The 12,952-nt window shown below is 64.1% G+C and carries 11 protein-coding genes, 1 tRNA gene and 1 pseudogene; 8 read left to right on the forward strand and 5 right to left on the reverse strand.

The window, feature by feature from the left end:
- Window positions 1-167: 167 nt before the first annotated feature.
- The 3 genes from traA (at window position 168) to BRADO_RS28860 (ending at window position 4,006) form a co-directional block, all read left to right on the forward strand.
- Window positions 168-3,179 carry a Ti-type conjugative transfer relaxase TraA gene (gene traA, locus BRADO_RS28850; RefSeq protein WP_012029742.1) on the forward strand — a complete coding sequence of 1,004 codons (3,012 nt, stop codon included), beginning with the start codon at window positions 168-170 and terminating at the stop codon, window positions 3,177-3,179.
- A gap of 127 nt (window positions 3,180-3,306) precedes the next feature.
- Complete coding sequence (locus BRADO_RS34485; protein ID WP_012029743.1) at window positions 3,307-3,522, forward strand: AlpA family transcriptional regulator; 216 nt, start codon at window positions 3,307-3,309, stop codon at window positions 3,520-3,522.
- 298 nt (window positions 3,523-3,820) lie between these two features.
- Window positions 3,821-4,006, forward strand: a complete 186-nt coding sequence (locus BRADO_RS28860) for a hypothetical protein (protein ID WP_157872624.1) — start codon at window positions 3,821-3,823, stop codon at window positions 4,004-4,006.
- 245 nt (window positions 4,007-4,251) lie between these two features.
- Here the strand turns inward: BRADO_RS28860 and BRADO_RS35840 are convergent, their stop codons facing one another.
- On the reverse strand, window positions 4,252-4,737 hold the full coding sequence (locus tag BRADO_RS35840; protein WP_244422911.1) for a hypothetical protein: 486 nt from the start codon (window positions 4,735-4,737) through the stop codon (window positions 4,252-4,254).
- On the opposite strand from BRADO_RS35840, the pseudogene BRADO_RS36045 reads away from it, so the two are divergent.
- Window positions 4,621-5,019: pseudogene (locus tag BRADO_RS36045) on the forward strand (integrase); the annotation flags it as partial. The gene BRADO_RS35840 and the pseudogene BRADO_RS36045 sit on opposite strands and share 117 nt — an antisense overlap.
- Window positions 5,020-5,228: 209 nt before the next feature.
- Here BRADO_RS36045 and BRADO_RS28865 read toward each other — a convergent pair.
- Window positions 5,229-5,303 (reverse strand) — tRNA-Val (locus BRADO_RS28865).
- A gap of 164 nt (window positions 5,304-5,467) precedes the next feature.
- Complete coding sequence (gene cpdR, locus BRADO_RS28870) at window positions 5,468-5,827, reverse strand: cell cycle two-component system response regulator CpdR (protein WP_006610087.1); 360 nt, start codon at window positions 5,825-5,827, stop codon at window positions 5,468-5,470.
- 361 nt (window positions 5,828-6,188) lie between these two features.
- Here cpdR and BRADO_RS28875 point away from each other — a divergent pair, with 361 nt between their 5' ends.
- From BRADO_RS28875 to BRADO_RS28885, 3 genes are all read left to right on the forward strand, one after another.
- Window positions 6,189-7,073 (forward strand): N-formylglutamate amidohydrolase, encoded by an 885-nt coding sequence (locus BRADO_RS28875; protein WP_012029745.1) that lies wholly within the window; start codon window positions 6,189-6,191, stop codon window positions 7,071-7,073.
- 487 nt (window positions 7,074-7,560) lie between these two features.
- Window positions 7,561-8,343 (forward strand): histidinol-phosphatase, encoded by a 783-nt coding sequence (gene hisN / locus BRADO_RS28880; protein ID WP_012029746.1) that lies wholly within the window; start codon window positions 7,561-7,563, stop codon window positions 8,341-8,343.
- Window positions 8,344-8,473: 130 nt separating this feature from the next.
- Window positions 8,474-10,444: a HAMP domain-containing methyl-accepting chemotaxis protein gene (locus BRADO_RS28885; RefSeq protein WP_041757802.1), complete on the forward strand. Its 1,971-nt coding sequence runs from the start codon at window positions 8,474-8,476 to the stop codon at window positions 10,442-10,444.
- Between the two features lie 4 nt (window positions 10,445-10,448).
- Here BRADO_RS28885 and BRADO_RS28890 read toward each other — a convergent pair whose 3' ends face one another.
- Entirely contained in the window at window positions 10,449-11,339 is an 891-nt protein-coding gene (locus tag BRADO_RS28890) for a LysR substrate-binding domain-containing protein (protein ID WP_012029748.1), read from the reverse strand.
- Window positions 11,340-11,424: 85 nt separating this feature from the next.
- Here BRADO_RS28890 and BRADO_RS28895 point away from each other — a divergent pair, with 85 nt between their 5' ends.
- Complete coding sequence (locus tag BRADO_RS28895; RefSeq protein ID WP_012029749.1) at window positions 11,425-12,198, forward strand: sulfite exporter TauE/SafE family protein; 774 nt, start codon at window positions 11,425-11,427, stop codon at window positions 12,196-12,198.
- Here the strand turns inward: BRADO_RS28895 and BRADO_RS28900 are convergent.
- Window positions 12,184-12,819, reverse strand: coding sequence for a LysE family translocator (locus BRADO_RS28900; protein ID WP_012029750.1), 636 nt, complete (start codon window positions 12,817-12,819; stop codon window positions 12,184-12,186). The genes BRADO_RS28895 and BRADO_RS28900 overlap by 15 nt on opposite strands.
- Between the last annotated feature and the right edge of the window lie 133 nt (window positions 12,820-12,952).

Consider the following 12,952-nt stretch of genomic DNA (forward strand, 5'->3'; position numbering starts at 1 on the left):
GTCTCCATCAGTTTCGATGGAGAAATGATAGGCGAGTACTCAGCAGAATGCTGTAAGGTCATAGGGACGGCCTGGGACGGTGCGATCCCTCCCGAGATTTTTTCGAGGGAGGGCGCGCTTATACGTCGTTCCGACGTGCGCTTCGCTATGCCAGTGATTGGATCGCGATGGCGATCTATCATCTTCACGTCAAGGTCATTGGCCGGAAGGCCGGGAGCAGCGCGGTGGCATCGGCGGCTTACCGCTCGGGCTCGCGGCTTCGCGATGAGCGCCTTGGCCGTGAGCAAGATTTTTCCGCGAAGCGAGGCGTCGTTCATTCTAAGGTGATGCTGCCGGAGAATGCGCCGGAGGCATGGAGCGACCGGGAGCGGCTTTGGAACGATGTCGAAGCGTTTGAAGTCCGGAAGGATGCACAGCTGGCCCGCGAGGTCGAGTTCGCTCTTCCGCGCGAGCTGAGTCAGGCGCAGGGCATCGAGCTAGCCCAGGACTTCGTTCGCGGTGAGTTCGTCGGTCTGGGCATGATCGCCGATCTCAATGTGCATTGGGACAGGGGTGAGGACGGGATGCCCAAGCCCCACGCCCATGTCATGCTGGCGATGCGCGCGGTCGACGAGAACGGGTTTGGTCAAAAGGTGCGGGACTGGAACCGCACCGAGATGGTCGAGCGCTGGCGCGAACGCTGGGCCGCGCTCGTCAATGAGCGGCTCGCCGAACTCGACATCGACGCGCGGATCGACCATCGCAGTCTCGAAGCCCAAGGCATTGCGCTGGAGCCGCAAAGCCAGATCGGCGCGCCCGCCAAACGGATCGAGGTCCGGGACATCGCAGGCGAACGGTTTGAGGCCGACCGCGCCGAGATGCACCGCGAGATCGCTCGTAACAACGGCACGCGGATCGTCGCCGATCCCGTCCTCGGACTGGACGCTATCACCCAGCAGCAATCGACTTTCACGCGCCGCGACTTGGCAAAGTTTGCGCACCGTCACAGTGACGGGCTCGACCAGTTCAACGAAGTGGTGGGCGCGATGCAGGGAGCGCCAGATCTGGTCGAACTCGGCAAGGACACCCGCGGCGAGGATCGGTTCACCACCCGCGGAATGATCGAGGCCGAACAGCGCCTGCATCGGGCCGCCGAACTGATGGCGGAACGGGAACGCCATGAGGTGCGAAGTGCGGAGCGCAGGGCAGCTTTGGTGCGCGCGGAAGCCCGCGGCTTGGTGCTTTCGCCCGAGCAGGCTGAAGCATTGGCGCATGTCACGAATAGACGCGATCTCAGCGTCGTGGTGGGCCATGCCGGGACGGGAAAGAGCGCAATGCTGGGGGTGGCGCGGGAGGCCTGGGAGGCGGCAGGGTTTGAGGTCCGTGGAGCGGCGCTATCCGGTATTGCCGCGGAAAACCTCGAGCGCGGATCGGGCATTGCGTCACGCACGATCGCCAGCATGGAGCATGGCTGGGAGCAAGGCCGTGATCTGCTCAAATCGAGCGATGTGCTGGTGATCGACGAAGTCGGCATGGTCGGCACGCGTCAGCTGGAGCGCGTGCTGTCGCATGCGGCCGAGGCTGGTGCCAAGGTGGTGCTCGTCGGCGATCCGCAGCAACTTCAGGCCATCGAGGCGGGCGCGGCCTTCCGATCGATCCATGAGCGTCACGGCGGCGCGGAAATCGGCGACGTGCGCCGTCAGAGGGAGGACTGGCAGCGCGACGCCACGCGCGATCTGGCGACCGGCAAAGTGGGCCATGCGCTTAGAGCGTACCGCGCCCACGGCATGGTGAATGAGGCCGGGAGTCGCGAGCAGGCGCGCGGCGATCTGATCGGGCGCTGGGAGCGTGATCGGCAAGCATCGCCCGATCGCAGCCGGATCATTCTCACCCACACCAATGACGAGGTCCGCATACTGAACGAGGCAGCGCGCGAGCGGATGCGGGCTGCCGGCGATCTCGGAGACGAGGTGCATGTGACGGTCGAGCGCGGCGCGAGAACCTTCGCTAGCGGCGATCGCGTCATGTTCCTACAGAACGAGCGCGGCCTTGGCGTGAAGAACGGCACGCTCGGGACCATCGAACAGGTGAGCGCGCAATCCATGACTGTCGAGACCGACGATGGCCGACACGTGCGCTTCGACCTCAAGGACTACAGCCGGATCGACCATGGCTATGCGGCGACGATCCACAAGGCCCAGGGCATGACGGTCGACCGCGTCCATGTGCTCGCGACGTCCGGCATGGATGCCCACAGCAGCTATGTCGCCTTGTCGCGGCATCGCGACGAGGTGAACCTGCATTATGGTCGCGATGATTTTGCCAATGCGGACCAGCTCACCCGCACCCTGTCCCGCGATCGGGCCAAGGACATGGCCTCGGATTACGAGCGCGCTGATCCCGTCCAGAGCTTCGCCGAGCGGCGCGGGATCACGTTCCGCGAGCGGGTGGTCGAGATCGTGCGCAAGATCGTGCCTGAGAAGCTTCGCGAGATGTTCGACGGCCTGCGCTCGCCTGCAGATGCCCCCGCACCGGCTCGCGAACACCGGCCGGAGCAGGCAGCACGGGAAAGGGAAACAGGCGGTCCGGCAGCAGACCGGCGCGCAGCCGAAGTGCCGGCAAGGAGCTTGGCGCAAGATATCGAAGAGGAAGCGCGTCGCGTGCGGACTCGAGCTCTGGTGCGCCATGCCCGCGCCGTGGATGCGATCTTCGCTGCGCAAGAGACGAGCGGCGGGGTCGACCCTGCGCGAGTCGAACAGCTGCAGACGGCTCGCCAGGCCCTCAACGAAGTGCGGCCCTTTGGTTCGCACGATGCCGAAGCCGCCTACAGGAAGGACCCGGAACTGGCTCGCGAAGCCGCTAGCGGCCAAGTCAGCCGCGCGGTCCGCGCGCTCCAGCTCGAGACCGAACTCCGCACCGATCCGAGCCGTCGCGCCGACCGCTTCGTGGAGCGATGGCAGAAACTCGACCAAGCTAGCCGGCGCCAATATCAGGTCGGCGACATTTCCGGCTACAAGGCCACGCGCTCAGCGATGGGCGACATGGCCAAAAGCCTCGAACGCGATCCGCAATTGGAATCCATCCTCGCCGACCGAAAGAACGATCTCGGCATCGCCTTCGAATCAGGCCGCCGGCTCGGCCAGCAACTGGCCCTTGCCCATGGAATCGATCTCGGCAGAGGGCGGGGCATCGGATTTTGACCATCCTTTTTGCCGCCGGCTCTACGCCACACTTGGCAGCGTACGAGGACCCTCTTGTCTGCATCCAGCTGCTTTGCCTGTCTGTCTCAGAAGGCGTCACAAACATTCAACCAGAGTCAGCGGGTCCATGCGCGAACCAGATCGTATCATCCGCTTGAGAACCGTCCTCGCCAGGACCGGACTGTCTCGATCTACCATCTACCGCAAGATCGCCGAAGGCACGTTCCCGGCCCCGCTCAAAATCAGCACCAACGGCTCGGGCTGGCACGACTCCGAAATCAACAGCTGGATAGCGGATCCAGTTGGATGGCGTCCGCGTCGCGACCTCGATGAGGTCCGGTGAGGTCTATAGCGCAATGATCGGGATGCGAACTCCGCAGCCGCAGAATACGTCGTCTGAGGCCAGACTTGCGGCTGCGGTCGAGGTGAACGGGCAGATCCGCATCGATTTGGTCGTGGAACTGGCGCGGTGTCTGGAGGCACACGCCTGAGCCAACCAAACGCATCCTTTTCCACGCCACAGCATCCTCCTTCAGCTAGACGGCCCGCGAGGCGCGGACGGGTAGCTTCGACCGAGGTATAGAATCTCCACGCTGGAAATGCGCTCATGGCAGAGCGCGATGGTCAACCGAAGGCGTTTCATGAGTCGGCGCCCCGCCCGATTTACTCAAGGCGAAGTGGCACGAGCGATCCGCGCTGCAAAAGCGGCCGGCGCTTCATCTATTAGAATCAAGCCGGACGGCACGATCATCGTCGACCTGGTCAAATACAATGACGAGCAGGATCTCGACGAGACTGTTGAGCCCGAAGAGCATTTCGTGCTTTGATTCGCTTCATGCCCCGTCCTCGCAAGCCTTACCTTCACAAGGAAATCAACCGTCACGGCAGGACGGTCTGGTACGTTCGCAACAAGGACGTCGGCGGCAAACGCACTCGCATTCGCGGCGAGTACGGATCCACAGAATTCAACCGCAACTACGACATCGCTCTAGCCGGCATGTTCAATCGGCCACGCCTCGCAATCGATCCCAGCGAGGCCAGGGCGAAGGTCTTTGATGGTAGCCTCAAATGGCTATGGGAAGAATACAAGGCAAAGGCGCCTGATTGGCGCGAGATGAAGGCGAGCACGCACAAGCAGCGCAACAGCCTGATGATTCATGTTCTGGAGGCCAACGGCAATAAAAGAGCAGCCGCCATCCAGAAGCAGCATATCCTGGACGGGCTTGGGCGTCGCGCTCAGAACCCCTCCGCAGCCCGGCACTTTCTCACCACCATGAGGCGGATGTTCATCTGGGCGGTCGCGCAAAAGATTCTTGCGGTAGATCCAACCGAAGGGATCAAGACACCCAAGCCGGCGAAAACCGAAGGCTTCGTTACCTGGTCTGATGCCGACGTTCGGCGTTACTACAAGCGCTGGCCGCTGGGCACACGCGAGCGCGTGATGATCGACGTCTACCTCTTCACCGGTTTTCGGCGGGGTGACGCAGCATCGTTCGGCCCTGCCGACGTGACCGAACAGGTGCAAGAGCGGATTGGCCCCGACGGAAAACTCGAGCAAATCTCCGTTCCGATCATCACGAAGCGCCTCGAAAAGGGGAGCGAGACCATTGAGGTCACCTTTCCGATGCTCGATGTCCTGCGCCGGACGTTGGAGGCAGGTCCGGTCGGAACCGAGACCTACATCGCGACCCGGCAGGGCAAGCCGATGACCAAGGAGAGCCTCGGCAACGTGTTCAAGGAGAAGTGCGTCGCCGCTGGATTGGCAAATCGATCAGCGCACGGCCTCCGCAAGGCGGCTGCGACGGTCGCCGCGGAAAACGGTGCGACGGAAGCCGAGCTGGACGCGATCTTCGGTTGGACCGATCGTCGAATGGCGAGCCATTACACGCGGAACGCCAACCGCAAGAAGTTGGCCTATGGCGGCGTCGCCAAGCTAGAGAGAAAGATCGGCTCCGAGGACCATAGAGCGAACGTCTATTCCCTCACCGATAAGCTAGGTGCGGGAAATCGAACGAAAAGCTCAATGAAATCAGCCGACGTCCGGAAGGATGGTGGGCACGACAGGGATCGAACCTGTGACCCCTACCATGTCAAGGTAGTGCTCTCCCGCTGAGCTACGTGCCCTAATCCGTCAAGTCCGTTCGGGTGGGCGTCCCTATATCGGCTCCCACGCAGGCAGGCAAGGACGCAAAATGCCGAAATTGGGAATAATCCGGCGGCCGCGGAGCGGCCGGTCCCTGGGGCGGGAATCCAGGCTGCCAGGCGCCGCAGCACCGGCGCCTTGCGGCTCAGGCCGCCAGCATCTTGTTGACTTCGCTCACGAGCTCGCGGAGGTGCACCGGCTTGGACAGCACCTTTGCGTTCTTGGGCGCCTCCGAATCGGAGTTAAGCGCGACGGCGGCGAAGCCGGTGATGAACATGATCTTGATGTCGGGGTCGAGCTCGGAGGCGCGGCGCGCCAGCTCGATGCCGTCCATCTCCGGCATCACGATGTCGGTCAGGAGCATCTCGAACGGCTCCTCGCGCAGCCGCTGATAGGCCGACATGCCGTTGTCGTGAGGAGAGACCTGGAACCCGGCATTTTCCAATGCCTTGACCAGGAAGCGGCGCATGTCGTTGTCGTCTTCGGCGAGCAGGATCTTGTGCATGGCGGGGAGCAGTCTGGTCCGGGTGAGAGGCGGAGCGTTGCCGCCACTAAGCCTGACGGGCGGTAAATTTCGGGTGAAAACTTGGAAGCTTTGATCCGACATTGGCAAGGCAATTTGAGGGCCGAATGGGCGCCGTTCGCCCAAAAGCCGCAGGCATGCTCAGAGTTGTTCCAAACCGGCCATGAACTTTTTCATTGCTTTTCGCTTGGCAGAACGGCCCGGATTATCGAAGATGCCGGGTGGCGAATGAGAAGTGTCTGCGTTGTCCAGCGCTTTACGGCCGGAGGATACCGGCGCACCAACGAACGTGACATCGACGCACGTGACACGAAGCACGTGACCAAGGGGACGGCGCCCAGCGATGACGGACTTTGAAGGCGGATTGCCGCCGTTCGAGATCATGGAGCCGGCCACGTGGCGCGCGCCCATCATCTTCAATTCGCCACACTCCGGCTCGGCCTATCCCGACGATTTCCTCAGGGCGTCGCGAATCGATCTGCCGTCGCTGCGGCGCTCGGAAGATTCGTTCATGGACGAACTGATCGCCGACCTGCTGACGCGCGGCTTCCCGGTCGTGCGGGTGCATTTCCCGCGCTGCTATGTCGACGTCAATCGCGAACCCTATGAGCTCGACCCGCGCATGTTCACCGGCCGGCTGCCGAGCTTCGCCAACACCCGCTCGATGCGGGTGGCCGGCGGTCTCGGCACGATTCCGCGCGTGGTCGGCGACGGCCAGGAGATCTATCGCGACCGGCTCAGCGTCGACGAGGCGCTGCACCGCATCGAGACGCTCTACAAGCCCTATCACCGCGCGCTGCGCCGGCTGATCAACCGCGTGCACCAGCAGTTCGGCACGGTCGTGCTGGTCGACTGCCATTCGATGCCCTCGGTCGGTGTGTCGCGCGACGAGCCGCGGCGGCCGGACATGGTGATCGGCGATCGCTACGGCACGAGTTGCGCGTCGCTGCTGCCCGACCTGTTCGAGGACGTGCTCGGGCGGCTCGGCTATTCGGTGGGCCGAAACAAGCCCTATGCCGGCGGCTTCATCACCGAGCATTACGGCAACCCGGCCTCGGGCCTGCATGCGATCCAGATCGAGCTCAACCGCGCGATCTACATGGACGAGCGCAAGCGCGAGCGCGGGCCGCGCTTCGCCCAGGTGGCCTCCGATCTCGCGGTGCTCGCCGAGGTGCTGGCGACCGTGCCGCTCGGCGATCTCGGTCCATTCCAGGCCGCTGCGGAATAGCGGGCTCGTCGTCTCTGCGCGCGCGGAGGATTGGCGCCGAAAACGTTGGCGCAAAAAAAAGGGCCGCTTGAATGACAAGCGGCCCAAGTCTAGGGAGGAAACGCCCAAGGAGGGCAGCGATAACGCGAAGCGCTACCGCACCGCAACAATATGCAGATGCGGTGCACAAAGTGCAAGGGTTTTTCGGCCAGACTCCATGCAAAAAACACAGGCCCGGTTTGCACGCAGCGCACCCTCGACGGCATTTTATTCGATCTCTCAATGGGTTGATCAAAAAGTCTGATCAATGCCAGGCGGCTTGTGGATTTCGTTTTGGCTTTCGATTGCCCGGTCGGGACAGAAAACCCGCGCGATCCGAACCCGGCAGTCACCTGACGATATCCAAGATGCCAAGTCGGCGTTCCATCTCCGGATGCGCGCCCGAGCGCTTTGAGCTACGCATGGGATGGCCTGGGCGCCATCCGATTCCCTCAGCGAAGGACGTGTTGTGACGGTCATCGACTTTTCCGCCTTCATCGGTCGCCTGGCGACCGCCTCGGGCGAAACCATCCTGCCGTTCTTCCGGACCTCGCTCCTGGTCGACAACAAGAGCAACCGGCACGATTTCGATCCGGTCACCGAAGCCGACCGCGCCGCCGAGGCGGTGATGCGCCGGCTGATCAAGGCGAACTTCCCGCAGCACGGCATCGTCGGCGAGGAGTTCGGCAACGAGCGCGAGGACGCCGACTACGTCTGGGTGCTCGATCCGATCGACGGCACCAAGTCGTTCATCGCGGGCTTTCCGACCTGGGGCACGCTGATCGCGCTCTTGCACAAGGGCACGCCGGTGTTCGGCATGATGCACCAGCCGTTCATCGCCGAGCGCTTCGCCGGCGACAACGGCTCGGCCAACTACAAGAACGCGGCCGGCGAGCGCCGGCTGTCGGTACGGCGTTGCGAGCGGCTCGAGGACGCGGTCTGTTATACGACCAGCCCGCTGCTGATGAACGAGAGCGATCGCGCGATCTTCGCGAAGGTCGAAGCCGAGACGCGGCTGTCGCGCTATGGTGGTGACTGCTACTCCTATTGCATGCTGGCCGCGGGCCATCTCGATCTCGTCATCGAGACCGAGCTCAAGCCCTACGACATCGCGGCGCTGATCCCGATCATCAACGGCGCCGGCGGCATCGTCACCGACTGGAACGGCGGGCCGGCGCAGAACGGCGGGCGCATCATTGCCGCGGGCGACAGGCGCGTTCATGAGGCGGCGGTCAAACGGCTCGGGGGCTAGGCTGGCCGTAGAACTACGTAATAAGCACTTTACCGTGCGATCTTAACCCCTCATTGAGAGCCACTGCCTAGCTTTTCAGCACATGCGACTAAAATACACATCGAATGCTGCTGAACTGGGAATGCTCGCCATGAAGGGTCTCTCGCTCCGCCTCACGCACAAGATCATGGCCATCGGTCTGATCGGCCTGTTCGCACTGATCACCTTCGGCGCGATCTATTGGACGGGAAGCAGAACCCAGGACGTGTCACGCGCCCTCGCCGCCCAGGCCCGTGACATCGACGACATCAACAATAAGCTCGCAACCGACCTTCTCGAGGCGCGGCGCGCCGAGAAGGATTTCCTGCTCCGCCGCGACCCGAAATACGCCGCCCGCCACACCGAGCTGAGCGCCGCGATCCAGCGCGACCTCGAACAGCTCGGCAGCAAGAGCCGCACAGCCGGCGAGCGTGCGATGGTCGACAAGGTCGACGCCGTCAGCAAGGGGTTCGCCGCCTATCGCCAGGAGTTTGCGGAGGTCGAGCGCGCGCAGGTCCGGCTCGGATTGAACGAGACGCTCGGGCTGTCCGGCTCGTTGCGCAACGCCGTGCACGACATCGAGGCCAAGCTCAAGGAGATCGACGAACCCAGGCTGATGAGCGGCATGCTGATGCTGCGGCGGCACGAGAAGGATTTCATGCTGCGTGGCGACGCGAAATATGTCGCCCAGCTGAAGAGCGCCGTCACCGATTTCTCCAAGGCGCTCGCGTCAGGCGATCTCTCGTCCGAGATGAAGGCGGACATCGGACAGAAGCTCGACAAGTACCAGAAGGACTTCCTCGCCTGGTCCGACGGATTCCAGGAGGCAGCCCGCCATAGCGCCGCGATGTCCAGGACATTCGCCGAGATCGAACCGTTGATCGCCGAGATTGGCAAGGCGGTCGCCCAGCAATATGCTGTCGCGCAAACGGCCAACGCTCAGGCCGAAGAGGCCGTCAAGCGCGGCATGCTGTGGACGCTCGGCCTCTCGCTCATCCTCGTCAGCTGCGTGTCGTTTGTGATCGGCCGCGGCATCTCCAACGCGATCCGGCACATGGTACAGGCCATGACGCGCCTGGCGGCGGGCGATGCGTCGATCCGGATTCCCGGCGTCGGCCGGCGTGACGAGATCGGCGAGATGGCCGGCGCGGTCGAAGTGTTCAAGACCAACATGATCGAGACCGAGCGGTTGCGCGCCGAGCAGGCTGACATCGACAAGCGCCAGACGCAGCAGCGCAAGGCGGAGATGGCGGCACTGGCGAACAGTTTCGAAATGGCGGTGGGCCGGATCATCGAGACCGTGTCGTCGGCCTCCACCGAACTCGAAGCGTCGGCGACGACGCTGACGCGCAATGCCCAGCATGGCCAGTCGCTCGCGACGGCTGTGGCGTCGGCCTCCGAGGAAGCCGCCGCCGGCGTCCAATCGGTGGCCTCAGCGACCGAGGAACTCTCGGTCTCCGTCGGCGAGATCAGCCGCCAGGTGCAGGAATCCGCGCGAATCGCCGGCGAGGCGGTCGGCCAGGCGCGGCGCACCAATGAGCGCGTCAGCGAGCTGTCGAAGGCGGCCACGCGGATCGGCGACGTCGTCGAGCTGATCAACACGATCGCCGGTCAGACCAACCTGCTGGCGCTGAACGCAACCATCGAGGCGGCTCGCGCCGGCGACGCCGGCCGAGGCTTCGCCGTGGTCGCATCCGAGGTCAAGGCGTTGGCCGAGCAGACGGCGAAGGCGACCGGAGAAATCGGCCAGCAGATCGCCAGCATCCAGTCAGCCACAGCCGAGTCCGTCGACGTCATCAGGGAGGTCTCCGGGACGATCGAGCGGCTGTCTCATATCTCCGCGACCATCGCAGCGGCGATCGAGCAGCAGGGCGCCGCCACCCAGGAAATCTCCCGCAACGTGCAGCATACGGCGCAGGGCACGCAGCGCGTCTCCGACAACATCGTGGAGGTGCAGCAAGGCACCGCCGAGACGGGATCGGCCTCGGCCCAGGTGCTGTCGGCGGCGCAGTCGCTGGCGGAGGAGAGTAGCCGCCTGAAGCTCGAGGTCGGCCATTTCCTCGAGAACGTCCGCGCAGCCTGACGGCTCACGCGGCCGCGCCGCGCAGATGCTCGACCAGCAGCTTGGCCGGGCGCGGCAGCGCCTTGAAGCTGCGGGCGCACATCACGAGCCTGCGGTCCGCCCAGGCGTCGCGCAACGGAATGAGGCTGATCGGCATCGTCCGTGCGCAGCGCCGGGCCGCAGCTTCCGGCACGACGGCGATGCCGATGCCGGCCGCCACCATCTGGCAGATCGCGTCGAAGTCGCGCAGCCGGGCCCGGACATGCTGGCGGATGCCGAGCCGCGCCGCATGCCGACCGATATGGACGTTGAGCGCGGTCCCCTGGGTGAGACCGATGAAGTCCTGCCCCGCGGTTTCGCTGAAATCGATCTGCCTGCGCCCTGCGAAGCCGCTGCGTTTTCCAGCCACCAGCACCAGCCGGTCCTCGCCGAACGCGAAGCGCTCGATCGTCTCGGGCAGCGCATGCTCGGCGGCAAAGCCGAGATCGGCGCGACCGGACGCAACCGCCTCCGCGATCTCGGTGCTCTCGCGCTCCTCCACGTCGACATTGATCTCGGGATGAGCACGCAAAAACGCCGCGAGCGCCTTCGGCAGATGCTCGGCAAGGCCGACGGTGTTGGCGAGCAACTGCACATTGGCCCGCTGGCCGGATGCGAAACCGGACAAGTCGCCCTGCATGGTCTCGACATGCGCCATGACGATGCGGGCGTGCTCGAGCAGGCTTTCGCCCGCTGCGGTCAGGTCGACGCCGCGACGACCGCGCTTGAACAGCGCCACGCCGAACGTTTCCTCGAGGCCCTTGATGCGCGCGCTGGCCGACGCCAGCGCCAGATGGGCCCGATCGGCGCCGCCGGTGATGCTGCGTGCTTCGGCGACGGCGATGAACAGCCTGAGATCGACGAGATCGAACCGCATGGTCTCTTGCCTCTGTCCTGGACGAAGGCTCGCTCCGTAACCTTCAGATTGTGACGAGGTCGAACTTCGGGTCAATGTCATTGCCATGATCGATACCGCATCTCTCCTCGTCTTCGTCGCCTGCGCTCTGACCCTTGCGGGTTTCGTCAAGGGCGCGCTGGGCCTTGGCCTCCCAACCATCTCGGTGGGCCTGCTCGCGGTCGCCATGCCACCGGGGCGGGCGCTTGCCATCGTCATCGTGCCGGCCGTGATCACCAACATCTGGCAGACTTTTGCTGGCCCCTATCTGCGTGACATCGCGAAACGGCTCTGGCCCTTGATGGCGGGCACCGCGATCGGAATTTGTCTCAACGCCGGCGCCCTCAGCCATGCATCCACGCGCTATGGCAACATCGCGCTCGGCGTGCTGCTGATGATCTATGCCGTGCTTGGCCTCACACGTTTTGCCTTCAAGGTCGCACCGCGCCACGAGAAGTGGGTCGGCGGCATCGTCGGGCTCGTCACCGGCTTGATCTCGGCCGCGACCGGCGTGCAGGTCGTTCCCTCCGTGCCCTATATGCAGGCGATCGGGCTCGAGAAGGACGAACTGGTCCAGGCGCTGGGCGTGTTCTTCACAGTCGCCACCGTCACCCTCGCCGTGAACCTGACGAGCTCCGGCCTGCTCGGCACGGCCACCGCCCTGCCGGGCGCGGTCGCGATGGCTTGCGCCTTTCTTGGCATGTTCGCGGGCCAGGCGGCGCGGTCGAGACTGCCTGCCGAAGCCTTCCGCCGCGTGTTCTTGATCGGGATGATCCTGCTCGGGGTCTATCTCGCGGGCAGCGCCGCGATCGAACTGTCCTGGGGATCAGCGCGCGTGTGAAAGCGCGATGCGGACGCCGAGACAGATCAGCAGACCACCGATCGCGCGATTCAGCCAGAGCATCGCCACGCGCGAACTCCGCACGCCGCGGGCGGCGCGGGCCGCCGCAATGGCGACGCCCAGGCACCAGAGTGTGCTGTTGAACACGAAGATCGTCCCGAGCAGCAGAAAGGCCAATGCCTGATTCGGCGCGTCAGCTGCGACGAATTGCGGCAGGAAGGCGAGAAAGAACATCGCGACCTTGGGATTGAGAACATTCGTGAGCGCGCCTTGCCAGAACACCTGGCGCAACCCAATGGCGAGCGCAGCGGGTGCGGTCGCGTTCGTGTCTTGGCTGCGAGCCAGGATCTGCTTCAAGCCGAGATACACCAGATAGGCGGCCCCTGCCCATTTCACGGCGGCGAAGGCCGTCGCCGATGCGGTAAGCAACGCCGACAGCCCGATCGCGCTTCCGAGCACATGCACCAGGCAGCCCGCGCTGATCCCGAAGGCGGCGGCCGCGCCGCCCCGCCAGCCGATCTGCGCACTGCGGCCGACGATGTAGGCCGTATCTGGACCGGGCATGATATTGAGCAGCAGTCCGGAAACCAGGAAAAGCGGCAGATCGTGAATTCCGAGCATGATTGAACGTTTCCTAACGATATCGATCTAAACTTTTAGCGACCGTGAGCTGGTGCGGGTCGACGTATCCAGAATGCCTCGTCGAAGGTCACGTGTGCGGCTCCGGAAAGCATTGGATTCAGCCGCCCGGGCC

This window comes from Bradyrhizobium sp. ORS 278 (assembly GCF_000026145.1).
GTDB lineage: Bacteria > Pseudomonadota > Alphaproteobacteria > Rhizobiales > Xanthobacteraceae > Bradyrhizobium.